The organism is Pseudoalteromonas sp. BSi20429 (genome assembly GCF_000238895.1).
Taxonomy (GTDB): domain Bacteria; phylum Pseudomonadota; class Gammaproteobacteria; order Enterobacterales; family Alteromonadaceae; genus Pseudoalteromonas; species Pseudoalteromonas arctica.
Window position 1 is genome coordinate 36,936 of sequence record NZ_BADV01000035.1, and the last position, 17,502, is coordinate 54,437.

12 protein-coding genes are annotated in these 17,502 nt (G+C 39.9%); 9 read left to right on the forward strand and 3 right to left on the reverse strand.

Annotated elements, in window-relative coordinates:
• Positions 1–117 precede the first annotated feature (117 nt).
• Together ppc and cdd are read left to right on the forward strand one after the other, a co-directional pair.
• Complete coding sequence (ppc, locus tag P20429_RS12140; protein WP_007582382.1) at positions 118–2,763, forward strand: phosphoenolpyruvate carboxylase; 2,646 nt, start codon at positions 118–120, stop codon at positions 2,761–2,763.
• Between the two features lie 136 nt (positions 2,764–2,899).
• Entirely contained in the window at positions 2,900–3,826 is a 927-nt protein-coding gene (gene cdd / locus P20429_RS12135; RefSeq protein WP_007582383.1) for a cytidine deaminase, read from the forward strand.
• Positions 3,827–3,919: 93 nt separating this feature from the next.
• On the opposite strand, the gene udp is transcribed toward cdd, so the two are convergent.
• Complete coding sequence (udp, locus tag P20429_RS12130; RefSeq protein ID WP_007582384.1) at positions 3,920–4,675, reverse strand: uridine phosphorylase; 756 nt, start codon at positions 4,673–4,675, stop codon at positions 3,920–3,922.
• A 454-nt stretch (positions 4,676–5,129) separates the two neighbouring features.
• On the opposite strand from udp, the gene P20429_RS12125 reads away from it, so the two are divergent.
• The 7 genes from P20429_RS12125 to P20429_RS12095 all read left to right on the forward strand — a co-directional run bounded on the left by P20429_RS12125 (position 5,130) and on the right by P20429_RS12095 (position 15,252).
• A complete protein-coding gene (locus P20429_RS12125) occupies positions 5,130–6,239 on the forward strand; it encodes an arginase family protein (RefSeq protein WP_007582386.1) in 1,110 nt (369 codons plus the stop codon).
• 129 nt (positions 6,240–6,368) lie between these two features.
• Positions 6,369–7,058, forward strand: a complete 690-nt coding sequence (locus tag P20429_RS12120) for a transporter substrate-binding domain-containing protein (protein ID WP_007582387.1) — start codon at positions 6,369–6,371, stop codon at positions 7,056–7,058.
• Positions 7,059–7,206: 148 nt separating this feature from the next.
• Entirely contained in the window at positions 7,207–8,508 is a 1,302-nt protein-coding gene (locus tag P20429_RS12115) for a hemolysin family protein (protein WP_007582388.1), read from the forward strand.
• Positions 8,509–8,797: 289 nt separating this feature from the next.
• A complete protein-coding gene (locus P20429_RS12110; RefSeq protein ID WP_007582389.1) occupies positions 8,798–9,967 on the forward strand; it encodes an efflux RND transporter periplasmic adaptor subunit in 1,170 nt (389 codons plus the stop codon).
• A gap of 12 nt (positions 9,968–9,979) precedes the next feature.
• Positions 9,980–13,114: an efflux RND transporter permease subunit gene (locus P20429_RS12105; protein ID WP_007582390.1), complete on the forward strand. Its 3,135-nt coding sequence runs from the start codon at positions 9,980–9,982 to the stop codon at positions 13,112–13,114.
• Positions 13,111–14,529: an efflux transporter outer membrane subunit gene (locus tag P20429_RS12100; RefSeq protein ID WP_007582391.1), complete on the forward strand. Its 1,419-nt coding sequence runs from the start codon at positions 13,111–13,113 to the stop codon at positions 14,527–14,529. The genes P20429_RS12105 and P20429_RS12100 overlap by 4 nt, the downstream gene beginning before the upstream one ends.
• Before the next feature lie 96 nt (positions 14,530–14,625).
• Positions 14,626–15,252 carry a TetR/AcrR family transcriptional regulator gene (locus tag P20429_RS12095; protein WP_007582392.1) on the forward strand — a complete coding sequence of 209 codons (627 nt, stop codon included), beginning with the start codon at positions 14,626–14,628 and terminating at the stop codon, positions 15,250–15,252.
• A 66-nt stretch (positions 15,253–15,318) separates the two neighbouring features.
• Here the strand turns inward: P20429_RS12095 and P20429_RS12090 are convergent, their stop codons facing one another.
• Both P20429_RS12090 and P20429_RS12085 read right to left on the reverse strand, forming a co-directional pair.
• On the reverse strand, positions 15,319–16,431 hold the full coding sequence (locus P20429_RS12090) for a HupE/UreJ family protein (RefSeq protein ID WP_007582393.1): 1,113 nt from the start codon (positions 16,429–16,431) through the stop codon (positions 15,319–15,321).
• A complete protein-coding gene (locus P20429_RS12085; RefSeq protein ID WP_007582394.1) occupies positions 16,428–17,453 on the reverse strand; it encodes a hypothetical protein in 1,026 nt (341 codons plus the stop codon). The genes P20429_RS12090 and P20429_RS12085 overlap by 4 nt, the downstream gene beginning before the upstream one ends.
• Positions 17,454–17,502 lie beyond the last annotated feature (49 nt).

Genomic DNA, 17,502 nt, shown 5'->3' on the forward strand with positions numbered 1-17,502 from the left:
AATGCTTTGTGATTATTTTATATATACTTTTTTACGACAAGACATTGCAAATGGATCTATTAAATATCTCTTCATGATGATATTAATAGTGTCCTACGAAAAAATGGAGACTGATAAATGAGTGAACAATACGCCGCCTTGCGAGGTAATGTAAATTTACTAGGGCAACTACTAGGACAAACAATTAAAGATGCCCAAGGTCAAGCGATTTTAGATAAAGTGGAAGAAATTCGTGCTTTATCAAAATCATCTCGCAGTGGTAACGAAGACGACAGACAAGCGCTAATAGATGTTTTACATGCGCTTAGTGATGAAGAGCTTTTACCGGTTGCCCGTTCATTTAATCATTTTTTAAACCTTGCTAATGTAGCAGAGCAATTTCATACCGTTTCGCGTTTTAATGACGTTGGCCTTGGTCAACAAAACCCTCTCACTCAAACATTAAAAACGTTAGCTACAAAAGCAGAACAAGGCCAGTTAGACAGTAATCATTTGGCCGAAACACTCTCAAAACTCCACATAAACTTAGTACTGACCGCTCACCCAACCGAGGTTACGCGCCGTACTATTATTAACAAACACGTTGAACTAAGTGATTGCTTAGCGTCATTAGAGCGAAAAGATAACTTAGTGCAAGAGCGGGACAATATTTTAAATCGTATTGAACAGCTGATTAGCCAAGCTTGGCATACCGACGATATTCGTCGCTCTCGCCCAACGCCAGTTGATGAAGCCAAATGGGGCTATGCAGTAATAGAAAATAGCCTTTGGCATGCGGTTCCGCGCTTTTTACGTGAATTTTCAGCCAATGTTAAAGACCAGTTGAGCTTAGAGTTACCAATAGATTACAGTCCAATTGAGTTTACATCGTGGATGGGTGGAGACCGTGATGGTAATCCATTTGTAACATCGCAGGTAACAAAAGAAGTGCTTGATCACGGTCGTTGGATGGCACTTAACTTATACATTCAAGATTTAAAAACGTTGTGCGCTGAACTCTCTATGTCAGATGCCAGTGATGAGCTTGTTGAGCTTGCAGGGCAGGAATTTGAACCATATAGAGCAGTAATTAAAAAGCTTAAAAATCAGGTTGCGGAAACAGTGGCGCACTTAGGTGCTAAAATTAAAAATAAGCGCAGCGATTCACAAGATTTAATTACTAATATTAATCAGCTTAAGCACCCAGTTGAAGTGTGCTATCGCTCGTTATTAAAGTGTAATATGAAAGTAGTTGCGGATGGTTTATTACTTGATTTACTGCACCGTATAAATAGCTTTGGTTTGCGTTTAGCTAAACTTGATGTGCGCCAAGATTCGTCTCGCCACGGCGATGTGTTTTCAGAACTGACTCGTTATTTAGGTTTAGGCGACTACAACCAATGGCAAGAGCAAGACAAACAAGCATTTTTACTTGCAGAGCTTAACTCACGCAGACCGCTTATTCCAAAACATTGGCAACCAAGCCCAGATGTACAAGAAGTACTTGATACCTTTGATGTAATTGCCAAGCAAGACGAAGCAACATTTGGTTTGTATATTATTTCGATGGCACGAACAGCGTCAGACATTTTAGCAGTACAACTATTGCTAAAAGAAAGCGGCTGTAGCTTTGATTTACCAGTAGCACCGTTATTTGAAACACTCGACGATTTAAACGCAGGCAGTGATGTAATTACCACATTGCTTGATAATGTTTGGTATCGCGGGCACATTAAAAACACCCAAAACGTAATGATTGGTTATTCTGATTCAGCTAAAGATGCTGGCATGATGGCAGCAGGTTGGGCGCAATACGAAGCAATGGATAAGCTAGTACAGCTTGCTGATGCACGTGGTATTGAGCTTGTTTTATTCCACGGACGTGGTGGTACAGTAGGACGTGGTGGTGCACCCGCTGCACAAGCGCTGCATTCACAACCGCCTGGCTCATTAAAAGGTGGCTTGCGTGTAACCGAGCAAGGCGAGATGATTCGCTTTAAATTTGGTTTACCCGATGTAGCACTGCAAAGCTTAAATATTTACGCTGGCGCAGTTCTGCAAAGTAACTTATTACCGCCACCGGAGCCAAAACCGCAGTGGCGCGAAGTAATGAAGCTAATAAGTGAGGAGTCATGTGAGCATTACCGTAATGTAGTTCGTCATGATGAAAACTTTGTACCTTACTTTAGAATGGCAACACCTGAGCTTGAACTGTCTAAGTTACCGCTTGGCTCGCGTCCTGCAAAACGTAATCCTAATGGTGGCGTTGAAAGCCTGCGTGCTATTCCATGGATTTTTGCGTGGAGCCAAAACCGTTTAATGCTTCCTGCATGGCTAGGTGCGTTAACAGGCTTAAAAGCTGCGCTTAATAAGTACGGCGCTGAAACCCTAAACGAAATGAGCTTACAGTGGCCGTTCTTTAGATCGCGCCTAGAAATGCTAGAAATGGTATTTAGTAAAGCCGATTGTTGGTTGAGTGAGCATTATGATAATGCGCTGGTGGAAGATATGTACAAACCACTGGGTGTAACACTTCGTAAAGAGCTTCAAGAAGCCATTAGCTTGGTGCAATCACTTAGCCCGCAAAAAAGCCTACTAGCCGAACAACCTTGGATTAAGGAGTCGATTAGTTTACGTAACCCGTACACCGATCCACTTAACTTACTACAGGTTGAGCTTTTACGCCGTGCTCGCTCAGAGGAAAAACGCAACGAAGGTGACATTGATAATGCGTTAATGATCACGATGACAGGTATAGCTGCAGGTATGCGTAATACCGGCTAACACTTTATTTTGTTAGGTATACCTATTGGTATTAAAAGGGAGCACGCGATATGCTCCCTTTTTTTGCGTTAAATAGGCTGGTATTTAACATCCTAACCTTTTAAACTACTTAGCCATTGAATAATTAAAAAATGTTATGGCTTCAGCAACTTTTACTGTACAGCAAGATACAGCACTTACAAATTCTCACATCACATTAAACGTAGCGCAAACAGCGTCATTACGTAGTCAATTAAAATCACAACATGGCATATTAAATTCTAATAATATTAAAGCGTTATGCGCACAACTCAATGTGTCTGATGATGCATTATTACAAGGTTTAGTACCTTTGGCTTCTGAGTATGCTGTTGCGCCGATATCAGATTTTCATGTAGGCGCAATTGTTAAAGCACTTGATGAAAACGATGAGGTAAACTTTTACTTTGGTGCAAATGTAGAGTTTGATCATCAAGCATTGAGTTTAGTGGTTCATGCAGAGCAATCGGCTATAAATAACGCATGGTTAAACGGCGCCAAAAAAATAGTTAAAATAGCGATTAGCGATGCACCGTGTGGGTATTGTCGTCAGTTTATGAACGAACTCGCTGATGCGAAAGAGTTTGATATTTTATTGCCAGAGCAACACTTTAAATTGGCAGAATTACTGCCGCACTCGTTTGGCCCTACCGATTTAGGTAACGCGTTTAGCTTGTTTAATCCAGAGCCTCACCAGCAAGTATTTGCAAATGATCAACTAGATGAAAAACTAGCAAGTACAGCATTAAACGCATACGTACCCTATAGTAAAAACTTTAGTGCAGTAAAAATTAGTACATTTGAAAATGGTGATTTTTACGGAAGTTACGCAGAAAACGCAGCATACAGCCCAAGCTTGTCGCCACTGCAAAGTGCACTTAGCCAATTATTTATCGCAGGGCTTAGCTTTGATGAGCAGACGGTAAAAGGTATTACACTTTTAGAAACCGCAGGCCATGAAAACCAAGCGGGTGTAGCACGTGCTGTACTTGCAAGTTTTAAAAATCTACCGGCAATAGAAGTAATTAGCGCTCAGCTAAAATAACCTCTTAAAAACAATAAAGCACAGCCGGAGCTGTGCTTTATTAAAGCGAGTCATTCTATCGAATTAATAACTCACTAACTGCTATAACGTGTATTAATCAAGTAATACTTTAGCCGCTTCTAATACTACCGCTACAGATTTACGTTCAATTTCACCATGGTCAACATTTGGTATTTCTTGGCGAGTACGATTAACAAGTACGCCGGCAACACATGCTGCTTGTAAACCAAGGGCTGCACACATAGTAAATAATGTTGCTGATTCCATTTCGTAGTTCATCACGCCCAGTTTTTGCCACTCTTCGCAGCTACCTTGTAGTGATTTAGGAACGTAACCAGAATGCGTATCGTAACGCTCTTGTCCTGGATAAAATGTATCGCTTGATGCAGTAATACCAATATGAAAATCGATATTTAAGTTTTTACATGCTTGTACCATAGCTTGTGTTGCATAAAAGTCAGACACAGCAGGGTAGCTAAGAGGAGCAAAATGCTGGCTTGCACCGTCTAAACGTACAGACGCTTGGCTAATTAAAATTTCGCCTTCGTTGATATGTGGCTGAATCGCACCTGTTGTACCAATACGTAAAAATTTACGCACGCCAAGTTGTGCTAATTCTTCTACTGCAATCGACGTAGATGGACCACCAATACCCGTAGAACAAACAACCACCGAATGGCCGTTTAGTTGACCTAAGTAAACATGAAACTCACGAGTTTGAGCAAGGCAGGTTGGGTTGTCTAGGAATTGTGAAATGCGTGCAGCACGATCTGGATCGCCCGGTACAATCGCAAGTTTTGCACCTTTAAGATCGTCAATACATAGTCCTAAGTGAAATACCTTTTCCATAGCTAAGCCTTTTTATAATAAATTGTGTCAATCTAGCATCATTGCTAGAAACGTTTATCAAGTACAGGACGATTGTCCGTTTTATCTTAACTCCTCCAATTAAGTCTTAATAATTTTAAGAACTAATTTGATTTATTCATCAACTATGAATATTCAATCAAGTGCTTATATAAGTAGCCTTGTTGCGCTGTTGACATGTTCAAGCAGACATAATAAGTATCAACCAAGCGCGTAACTACAATTAAATAGTTTATGGTAAATGTTCATTAATATTAAATTAATTCAATGGCTTAAATTTGTATTAAGCACGTAAAAGATAACGTGTTTATTTATATTAGGCACAGACTTATTTAGCAAAGTGGAATTTATTTGAAGTTTAGGCACTTTTGGTGATTTTGCATAACTAATCAAAAGTAATTAGCTACGTACAGAATAAAAATCGAAGGAGTTTATTATGAGCACACAATTTGAAGCATTTAAAAACAAAGTTGAGCACTGTTTGTGCGCACCGGGTGATGGCGTATACACAGTAAATACTGCAAAAGAGCGCAAAGCCGCACTGCGTAATAAGCTTTATGGGCAAACTGAAAACGTTGATAATTTGTGGCGCGAGTCTTTAAATGAATTACCAAATTCTCCACATAAAGCCGTTATGTTAGGTATTAGCTCAGACTGTGGCGGTGGTATTTTACGCGGTGCAAACTGGGGGCCACTGTTTGTGCGCTCAGCTTTAATTGATCAGCAACCGCAGTGTCACTCGTTTGATTTAGGCGATGTACGTGTAATCCCACATTTACTTCATGATAAATACCTAAATGATGCAACCATTTCTAATTGCCAAAAAGCCCTATACGGTAATGAAGATAACGACTATTACGTAAGTCCGTTATCAATCACAGAGGATGTATGCGACAGCTTTTACGCGACATTTAAAGATAAAGGGATATTTGGTATTGGTGGCGATCACTCAATTAGTTACCCACTTACCAAAGCGTACTTAAAAGCAAAACGTGAGCAAGGTAAGCGTACCGCTATTATTCACTTTGACGCGCATACCGATTTACTTGTTGAGCGCCTAGGCATAGATTTATGTTTTGGCTCTTGGTGTACACATATTTTAGAGTTTTTACCGGCACCACATCATTTAATACAATTTGGTATACGCTCAAGTGGCAAGCCTAAAGCGCACTGGGAAAGTACCTTTGGCGTTAAGCAACATTGGGCACATGAAATCATTGAGCGCGGCGCAGCAGCGGTTGCTGCCGACGCTATTGCACAATTAAAAGCTGATAACGTTGATGAAGTATACGTAAGCTTTGATATTGATGCGCTTGATGCAGAGTTTGCATCTGCCACAGGTACGCCAGAGCATAACGGTTTAACACCACAGCATGCGCTTGATATTTTATCAGCCATTGCGGATGAGTTTCCGATTACAGGTGCTGATATGATGGAAATAGCGCCATTTACCGACAGCTCTTTAGTGGGTCAATCAAGCTCTGAAACGACACTTAGAGAAGGCGCTAAAATTTCAGCCTTTTTAATTAGTGCGATGAACAAGTAAGCTGTAGGAGCTATAAATACTAGCACTATCAGCGTATAAGTGTGCATTACATGACTAAAAACTAGCAGTTCATAAAGCCTCAGCTATATTTATTAAATACTTATAATGAGTTAGTTGAGGCCTTGCTAAATGAAATTATTGATCTTTTTATTGTTCATTAGCTGTATTAAAGTTGATGCAACTGAAATCACAATAGTAACGGAAGTATTTCCGGACTTTCAGTATCTCAATGAAGATAATAAACTCGTTGGCCGTTCTGTCGATAAAGTTCATAAAGCGCTAGAAGGCACTGGTATAAAATACACTATGTTGGCGCATAGTTGGGCCATATCTTACAATGCAGCGCTACGCGATAAAAATACCTGTATATTTTCAATTGTTCGATTACCTAATAGAGAAAGTAAGTTTAACTGGGTAGGTGAACTGGAAAGCTTTGATTCAGCCATTTATGGTCTAAAATCTAGAGGTATAAAGTTAAATACTCTCAATGATGCTAAAAAATATAAAATAGCAGTACTGCGTGATAACTTTAGTCATCACTATTTGCTTGAGAGGGGCTTTAGTGAGAACAAGCATTTATTACTCATCGATAGCCTAGATAAAATAGATAAACTCATAAGCACTCGTCACCATATACTTGATTTTGTTATCCTCAACAAAAAGCAATTTAACTACCGAGTTAAAACAGAGCCTAGGCTTGAGCTACTCGAGCCATTACTAAATCTAAATACAGCTCAATCTCCATTATTTTTTGCTTGTAATATAAATATGGATCCGGCCTTAGTTGTTCAATTAAAAGTCGCCTTTAAAGGCAATTAAACAGTTTAAAAAAACAGTTTAATCAATGTAACCTCATGAAATTAAATTACTTTAATATATTTTATAAATATAAATTGCCGCATTTTAAAAACCGATTATAATCCAGCTGCTTTTTGTTTAAAAAAGCACTAACTTTTTGGAGCATTAAATGGGTGATTTAATCGGGATTAGCTTATTGATCTTGATCAGTGCGTTGTTTGCTATGTCAGAAATAGCAATTGCAGCGTCGCGTAAAATAAAACTGCGAGTAATGGCAGATGAAGGGAATATAAAGGCAGCAGCGGTACTAAAGCTACAAGAAAATCCAGGGGCTTTTTTTGCCATGATCCAAATAGCACTCAACGCGATTGCGATATTGGGTGGTATTGTGGGCGAGCAGGCCTTATCGCCTTATGTTGAAAGTGTGTTGGTATTGTTTTATCAAGGTGCGCATTTAGAAAAAATTAGCTTTTTATTCTCATTTTTTACTATTACATCCTTGTTTATATTGTTCGCCGATTTAATGCCAAAGCGTTTAGCGATGATCATGCCAGAAGCGGTCGCTGTTAGAGTGGTTACAATAATGCGCTGGGTTACCTTTGCATTAACCCCGCTGGTGATGTTTTTTAATGGTGTCACTAACTTTGTGCTGCGCTTATTTAAAGTACCCGCTGAGCGAGAAGACAATGTGACAACTGAGGACATTGTTGCCATGATGGAAGCAGGTGCTGCATATGGCAGTTTACAAAAGCAAGAGTATGAACTCATTGGCAATGTGTTTGACCTAGAAGCGCGATTTTTATCAAGCGTAATGACGCCACGCGACCAAATTGTATATTTTGATTTAAACGAATCTAGCCATGATATTGCGACTAAAATTATTGACCATCCTCATAACCACTTTTTAGTGGTGTCAGGAAATTTAGATAAGTTGCATGGCTCTGTTGAATCTAAAGATATTTTACGACAAGTATTAAAGGGCGAAGCTGCCAATATAAACGATGATCTCATTGATAAAGATGTTTTTTACTTACCGGAAACATTAAGCCTATCAGAAGCTTTAAATGCGTTTAAAAGCGCAGCAAAACCATTTGCTGTTGTCGTAAACGAATATGCGCTTTCGGTGGGCATTGTAACGGTAAAAGATTTAATGAAAGGGTTTATGGGTGATTTAATTACTCATCAAGGCGACGAATTAATCATAGAACGCGATAAAAATTCATGGCTTGTAGATGGCTTAACCCCAATTACCGATTTAGCAAAAGTACTTGATATAGAAGAATTTCCTGATCAGATGCACTATGAAACGGTCGCTGGCTTTTTAATTTACAATATGAAGCGAATACCTAAACGCGCGGAGCATTTAACTTTTTCAGGCTTTAAGTTTGAAGTTGTTGATGTAGAAGGAATTAGGGTAGAGCAGTTGTTAGTTTCAAGGGTTATTAACCCGCAGAGTGCTAATATCCTTTAAAATAAGGTGTGCGCTTTAGTTTTTATATAAATAGCCAAGCTGTATTTGCTTGGCTTTTTTGTGTCTGTTAAAAACTTCGTTTCTAAAATGAGATATTATTTCAATATGTTAAGTTGTTTTATTTTCATACAGTCTTGATTCTATTTTCATCTAATTAACATTAAATGCAACCTAAGACGTATATTGTACTGAGGAGTGTAAGTTTGTGTAAATTTCTTCTAATTAAGATTCATTATCAGCGCGTTTTAATTTAGAATGATCGTTCACTCTAAACTAAAAGGTATTTAACATGCAGCGTTCCCGCATCGCTTTATTTGTATTGTCAGCCCTCGTCGGTTCTGTTGCTTTAACTGGTTGCGATCAGGCTGCTGAGCAGTCACAAGCTTCAGCTCCTAAAGCTGTACCAGTGGGTGTACTTACATTAAAAAGCCAAGCGCTTACTCTCAAAAAAGAACTTCCTGGTCGTATCAGTGCATTTCAAATTGCTGAAATTCGCCCACAAGTAAGTGGTATTGTGCAATCTCGTTTATTTGTAGAAGGTAAAGAGGTTAAACAAGGCCAGGCTCTGTATCAAATAGACCCTGCGACATTTGAAGCAGACTTAGCAGCAAGTGAAGCAAGTGTTGCACGTGCTCAGGCGAGTATTTCAAGTAGTAAAGCTAAAGCATCTCGTTTTAGCGAGCTTTTAAAAATAAAAGCGGTAAGTCAGCAAGACTTTGATGAAGCAGATGCTGCATATAAACAAGCAAAAGCAGAATTATTAACGGCTAAAGCGCAGTTGAAATCGGCGCAAATTAACCTTGATTACAGCCATGTGTCGTCACCAATTAGTGGTCAAATTAGTAAATCAAGCGTAACAGTAGGTGCATTAGTAAGTGCCAATCAAAGTACTGCACTTGCTACAGTGACTCAGTTAGATCCAATTTATATCGATTTAACACAATCAAGTAATGAGCTTACCAAACTTAAAAAAGCAATATCATCAGGTGCTCTAAGTGTTGATTCGACTAGCCAAACTGACGTTGAACTTATTATGGAAGATGGTTCTGTTTATCCTCATAAAGGCACATTGCAGTTTTCTGAAGTGACAGTTGATCCAAGTACTGGCTCAGTAATACTACGTGCTAAATTTTCAAACCCAGAAAAATTATTACTGCCAGGCATGTATGCCCGAGCTTCTATTGTGGAAGGTGTTAAGGCGGGTGCTATTTTAGCTCCGCAACGTGGTGTTAGCCGTAATTCAAAAGGCGAACCAACAGCAATGGTTGTCAGCAAAGACAACACAGTAGAAAGCCGCGTATTAAAAGTAGATAGAACGATTGGTTCTGATTGGCTTGTTACTGATGGCTTAATGGATGGCGATAAGTTAATAGTTGAAGGTTTACAAAAAATCCGCCCTGGTGCACCAGTGAATCCATCTGAAATTCAATCGTCTGCTAAAGCCGATCAAGCGCAATAACGGAGAGTTTTAATGTCACGATTTTTTATCGATAGACCGATATTTGCTTGGGTACTCGCTATTGTAGTGATGCTTGCAGGTATTTTGGCGATTAGGAGTTTACCTATTTCGCAGTATCCTTCAATTGCACCACCTGCAGTGAGTATTACTGCAACGTACCCTGGTGCATCTGCACGTACACTTGAAGATACGGTAACGCAAGTTATTGAGCAAAAAATGAAAGGACTTGATGGCCTGCTTTATATGTCATCTACGTCTGAGTCGAGTGGTTCTGCTACGCTTACACTTTCGTTTAGCGCTGAAACTGACCCTGATATTGCACAAGTTCAAGTGCAAAATAAGCTAGCGACAGCGACTCCACTATTACCAGAAGCCGTACAAAGGCAAGGTGTTGTAGTTGCAAAGTCAGCGCGTAACTTTTTAATGGTTTATGCTTTTGTGTCTAAAGATGGCAGCATGACCAATATTGATATTGGTGATTATGTTTCATCAAACGTGCAAGATATTGTCTCGCGTGTTGAAGGCGTAGGTGAAGTGCAGCTGTTTGGTTCTCAGTACGCGATGCGTATTTGGTTAGACCCTTCAAAGTTACAAAATTATAAGCTGACACCTGCTGATATTAGTGCATCAATTAGTGCGCAAAATGCACAAGTATCTGCCGGTCAACTTGGCGGTATGCCTGCCGTTGATGGTCAGCAACTTAATGCAACAGTAACAGCGCAAAGTCGATTACAAACGCCAGAGCAATTTGAACAAATATTGGTTAAAACCAATCCAGATGGCTCTTTTGTACGTCTAGAGGACGTTGCTAGAGTAGAGCTTGGCGGTGAAAGCTACCGCGTTGTTGCTCGTTACGATGGACAACCGGCATCAGGATTAGGTATTAAATTAGCCAGTGGTGCTAACGCACTTGATACTGCCGCTGGAGTTAAAAAAGCAATTGAAGAGCTAAAACCGTTTTTCCCTGAAGGGTTAGATGCTGTTATACCTTACGACACAACGCCGTTTGTATCGTTATCTATCGAAAAAGTTATTCACACCTTAATTGAAGCTGTTGTACTTGTTTTTGTAGTTATGTATTTGTTCCTACAAAACTTTAGGGCAACACTTATACCAACAATAGCAGTGCCAGTGGTTTTACTAGGTACGTTTGGTATTTTGTACACCTTTGGTTATTCAATAAATACGCTAACGATGTTTGCGATGGTACTTGCCATAGGGTTATTGGTAGATGACGCAATCGTTGTTGTAGAAAACGTTGAGCGCTTAATGACCGAGGAAAAACTCTCGGCACTTGAAGCTACGCGTAAATCTATGGATGAAATTAAAGGCGCGCTGGTAGGTATTGCCATGGTGCTTTCTGCGGTATTTATCCCAATGGCATTCTTTAGTGGCTCTACCGGTATTATTTATCGTCAGTTTTCTATAACACTGGTATCGGCGATGGGGTTATCTGTTTTAGTTGCTCTTATTTTAACGCCTGCATTGTGTGCAACGCTTTTAAAACCAAGCCATGTACATAACAATGAGACGTTATTTGGCCGATTTTTTACAGGCTTTAACCGTGGTTTTGATAAAACAAATTCAGGTGCACAAAGCTTTGTAGGCCGTATGCTTACACACTCTAAACGCTACTTACTTATTTATGGCGTGATTGTGGGCGGTATGGTTTATGTATTCTCAAGCTTGCCAACGGCATTTTTACCTGACGAAGACCAAGGTATTTTGTTTAACCAAGTTTCATTACCGGCAGGCTCTACAACACAACAAACGCTTGAGGTTGTTAAGAAGGTAGAAAATCACTTTTTAAACGATCAATCTGAAGCTGTGAATGGTATTTTTACCGTTACTGGTTTTAGTTTTGCAGGCTCTGGCCAAAACTCAGCAATTGCCTTTGTTAACCTTAAACATTGGGATGAGCGTCAACGTGACGAGTTATCTGTTCAAGGTGTTGCAGGTAAAGCGATGGGCTACTTTTCAACGATAAAAGAAGCGTTTGTGTTTGCATTCCCGCCACCTGCAATTGTTGAACTGGGTACTGCTAATGGCTTCAATATTTTCTTACAAGACCGTGTAGGCCTTGGCCATGACGCACTTTTGGCGGCACGAAATCAGTTATTAGGTTTAGCAAGCCAAAGTCCAATTTTAGCGGGCGTACGTCCAAATGGACAAGAAGATATGCCAGAACTACAACTTGATACAGATTTGGCAAAAGCCGAAGCGCTTGGCGTGTCGCAAAACGATATTAACAGTACACTTTCGACAGCATGGGGTAGTAGTTATGTGAATGACTTTATTGACCGTGGTCGAGTTAAAAAAGTGTATATGCAAGGTGATGCACAATCGCGCATGGTGCCTGAGGATCTAAATAAATGGTATGTGCGCAATGACAATGGCGATATGGTGCCGTTTTCAGCGTTTGCTAGTGCCTACTGGACGTATGGTTCGCCACGTTTAGAGCGTTACAATGGTTTTTCAGCAATGGAAATTCAAGGTAGTGCAGCGCCGGGTTATAGTACAGGCCAAGCAATGGATGAAATGGAGCGTTTAGTTAAACAATTACCTAATGGTATTTCGTCTGAGTGGACCGGTATTTCATTCCAAGAGCGCTCAAGTAGTGGTCAAGCACCTTTACTATATGGCTTATCGCTATTGTTTGTATTTTTATGTTTAGCTGCACTTTATGAAAGTTGGTCGGTACCGTTTGCGGTAATGATGATTGTGCCACTGGGTATATTTGGTGCAATTATGGCAGCGCTAGGCGGTGGCTTATCTAACGATATTTACTTGCAGGTAGGCTTGTTGACCACCATTGGTTTGGCATCTAAAAATGCGATACTGATTGTAGAGTTTGCGATTCATAAAATGGATGATGGGCTTGGCTTAGTTGATGCGGCTATTGCAGCTGTACGCTTACGTTTACGTCCAATACTTATGACTTCGATGGCCTTTATTTGTGGTGTTTTACCGCTTGCTATTGCCTCAAGTGCGGGTTCTGGTGCGCAAAATGCGTTAGGTATTTCGATTATTGGCGGCACACTCGCATCATCAATATTAGTTGTTGTATTTGTACCGTTGTTCTTTGTGTTAGTTCGCCGTGTATTCCCTGGTAAAACTAACGAGACAACAAAGGAGAGCGCAGAATGAGCATTAAAACATTCAGCCTAAGTGCAATTGCTTTATTGGTGCTAAGTGGTTGTCAATTAGCGCCAGAGCAAAAAGACCTTGCTCTACCAGTATCTGATGCTTATGCATCAGGTACTGAGCAAAGCGCTGCGCAGCAATTAAATTGGCAGCAGTTTTTTAATGATGAAAAGCTACAAACCTTAATTACGCAAAGCCTTGAGCACAATAAAGACATGCAAATTGCAGTGCTTAATGTGCAGCGTGTTCGTGGTTTGTATCAAATCGAAGATTCTGCTTTGTATCCGTCGCTTGATTTAAATGCTTCTGGTACGCGCCAGCGTTTACCGGCTGATTTGTCGGGTACTGGCGATGCAGCTATTAGCTCGCAATACAGTGCAACAGTGGGCATTACGTCTTACGAGTTAGATATTTGGGGCAAAGTACGCAATCAATCAGCGCAAGCACTCCAAAATTTATACTCTACAGAGCTTAGCCAATACAGTACGCAGGTGTCTTTAATTTCAGAGTTGGCAAATGCGTGGCTTAGTTACGCGACGGACTTACAACTGCTAGAGCTTGCAAAAGAAACGCTCACCTCTCAGCAAGAGTCATTATCGCTTACGCAAAAAAGTTTTGATTTAGGTGCAACTTCTTCAATTACCCTTGAGCAGCTTAGAAGTACAGTTGCTACAGCAAAAGTAGACATAGCAACGTACAAACGTTTGTTAAAGCGTGATAAAAGTGCCCTAGATTTATTAGTGGGTAAATCTGTTTCAGCTGATTTACTGCCTAGTAAAGACCTGACTAACTTGATCAGTATGCCAGAAGTGCCGGTCGGTTTACCGTCTGACCTGTTATCGCAACGCCCTGATATTAAAGCCGCTGAGCATTTAATGCTTGCTGCAAATGCCAATATTGGTATTGCACGTGCAGCGTTTTATCCAAGTATTAGCTTAACAGCCAATGCCGGGTCTGCTTCAAGTGATTTAAGTGGCTTGTTTGATTCAGGCTCGGGTACATGGAGTTTTGTGCCGTCAATTAGCCTACCTATTTTTAATATGGGACGTAACCAAGCAAATCTTGATGTAGCAAAAGCTGATCAAGAAATTGCAGTGGCTACTTATCAGCAAAAAATTCAAAATGCGTTTCGCGAAGTTGCCGATGCACTTGCTGATAGAGAAGGTTACCAAGAGCAATTAAGTGCCCTTGATATGCTTATAAGTAGCCGACAAATCACATTTGATTTATCAAAAATGCGTTACGAAAAAGGCGCAGATAGCTACTTGCAAGTACTTGATGCTCAGCGTACATGGTACGGCGCGCAGCAACAGTTAATTTCGGGTCAGCAAGCGTATCTTGCAAGCCAAATTAACTTGTACAAAGCGCTTGGTGGCGGATGGAACGTAACCAGTGAAACAGCTCAGGAAGAGAAATAATATTTGCGGCTTTTAAAGCCGCATTACATATTTATATAGCGAGACTATTTATAGCTCTTGCTTTACTGAGTTTATGACTTGGTAGTGGAGTTGAACATGAAGCCTAAAGCAAAAAGGCAAACAGATCCCGCGATAGCACTGGCTAGGCGCGAACAAATACTAACAGCTGCTGCAGAGTGTTTTCGCCGAAAAGGTTACCACGGTGCAGGCATGGCTGAAATATCTAAAACGGCAGGGATGAGTGCGGGCCATATTTATAATTACTTTGAAAGTAAAGAAGCCATTATAGAAAGCATTATTGAAAAAGACATGGAAGAAATGTTTTCTATCTTCCAACAGTTTGAAGATCACCCAGGTGATGTTTTAGCAGCTCTTTTAGATGGCTTAAACATTGGTGTGCAAAGGCACATGGACACAGGGGCATGTGTAGTTGATTTAGATATGATGGCTGAAGCAGGTCGAAATGTTAAAGTAGCTTCATTGCTACGTGATATGGATACTCAAGCACGCGGGCGCATGAGACAGCTTTTAACTAGCGAGCGAAGTGCGCTCAAAGACATTGATGAGCTTGAACTTGAAAGTCGAATTAATGTTATTTTTTCGATGATGGCAGGGTTATTACTTAGAAAGTTACTCTACCCAGAGTTAACCGAAGAAACAGTACTAATAGCGCTTCGCCCGGCGATGAAAACATTACTGATGCCATTTGATAAAGCGCAGTAACGCTCAAAATAAATAACCAAAAGTAAGCTAGCCAATACTTTGGCTAGCTTTTTTATTTTAGTCTATTTAAAATCGCTCGATTGACCACTGAAGTGCAATGATTGCGATAGCAACGGAGCCCATTGGCATTAACCACTTTTTATACCAAGTGTAGTGTCGTACATAAATGAGTATTGGTAAGGCTACTAGTAAGATACTAAGTTGACCGATTTCGACGCCTAAATTAAACGCCAATATACTAAGCAGTTGATAGTCGCTCGACAAGCCAAGCTCGCCAAGTACGCTCGCAAATCCCATCCCATGTAGTAAACCAAAAGCAAAAGTAAGCCAACCTAAACGAAGTACCAACGGCCACACATTATTTAATGCTGCAAATAAAACCGATATAGCAATTCCAAGCTCTACCCAGCGGCTATTTGGTGAGACTAAGTTCATAGCTGTTGCGGTAAGCGTAATAGAGTGCGCAAGCGTAAACGCGGTTACTATCCATGCTGTGTGTTTAATAATTTGTTTTTTAGAGCTAATACCTTGCCATGCTTTATCGCTGCGTTTTAAAACACAGGTAAGTAACAGGGCGATTAAAAATAAAATATGATCAATACCAATCCAAATATGTAAAACACCCTGATACACGTATTGATTAAACGTACTTAAATAACTTGTTTGCTCAAAGCTGAACGTTTGTTGTGCCTCGTTGATATTAAATACACGAGATACACCGTTTATATTTACGATGGATTTATGATTGGCATCGGTATTAAAAAAAGCAGAATAAGAAAGAGAAATTGCTTCATTGTCATCACAACTAAACAGCAGCGGAATAACCAAATAAGGCTGATTAAAATGGTTATCTAGCTGATAGATACCTTCACTTTTTAAAGGGCATGATTGCGCGTTTTGCGTGATATTTAAATTTTCTTCAATGAAGTTATTAATTGAGCTGCGTTTTGCTTTTATTTCTGTCCACGAAATTTGCCCGTTTTTATCTAAATCCAGAGGAACTGCGTGCTCTAAGTCGGCTATATTAATTTGCCAGGTACCCGTGTATTGGTTTTTGTTGGTGTCGTTATTGTTCTCGCTATTTAAGGTTATATAACTTGTACTTAGTTGATGGGCAAAGCTGTAAGTTGAAAAAATGCACAGCATTAAAGTGAGTATAAATAGATAAGGCGTTTTCATAGTGTGTCTCGTTGCATCGCTTTTGCTTGAATAAGTAATTGCTCATCGGTGCTCATTTTAGCCTGTTGCCAATTAATATGAGCCCAGTAAAGTGCTTTTTCGCGATTTGGTTGTACATCAAGGTAATATTTAGCTAAGTCACTTGCATGAAAAGAATCTTTGCGAAGCTCTCGTAGTGTAACTCTTTGCGCCATTGTATTTTGCCATTTTTTATCGCGTTTATTTAGTTTTTTTTCTGCGATTGAAAGTCTTAGCAAAATAGCATCCTCTAAATTACTTTTATCAGGAAGCAGTACGCTTAATGTATTTAATACTTGTTGTGGTTGATTTAGAGCAATTTGAATATCGGCCCATAAAACAATTAGGCTCACAGGGGCTTGAACTAAATCTACACTTTGTAAGTGAGACAATGCTTGTTTGTAGTTATTTAAACGATAGCTCATTTCACTTAAAACATGGTTTGTAGCTAGGCTAGTTTGATTATTATTTATAATTTTTACTAATGCTTGGTAGCTGTCTAAAACGCTTTCATGTTGGCTTTGTACATCGAGTACACAGGTGCTAGCAGTAATAGTGCTTACTTGCCCAATTAAGGCTACGCAGTGTTTTTTTGCTTGTGCGAACTTACCTTGAGTCATAAATATATTGGCTAGCAATAAATGGCTATTACTATGCTGTGGCTCTTTAATCAAAACGTTGTTAGCAATATCAATAGCTTCGTTGAAAAGGTGCTCTTTTTGTAAAACGCGAGCATATAAGTAACCAATTTGAGATGAAGGTGTTTGTTTATATAGCTGGGCTAAACGGGTTTTAAGTAGCCCCTGTAAGCGCTCTGTTTGGCCGGCATATTGGCTGTTAGTGACTAATGTATTTATCTCGTCAACAGAGAGGGAAGCACTAAGCGTTGAATTACTTTTAGCAATAACTGCATCATCTTTTGGGGTAAAAGGCGCAGCGCTTAACGCAAGGGGTGTTAGGCATAAAGTAATAAATGCGACGGACTTAAAAATTGATAAATGCATTATAAATATCCTTTGAAAAAAGCCATCCATGGCCTGTCAGCTTAATTAC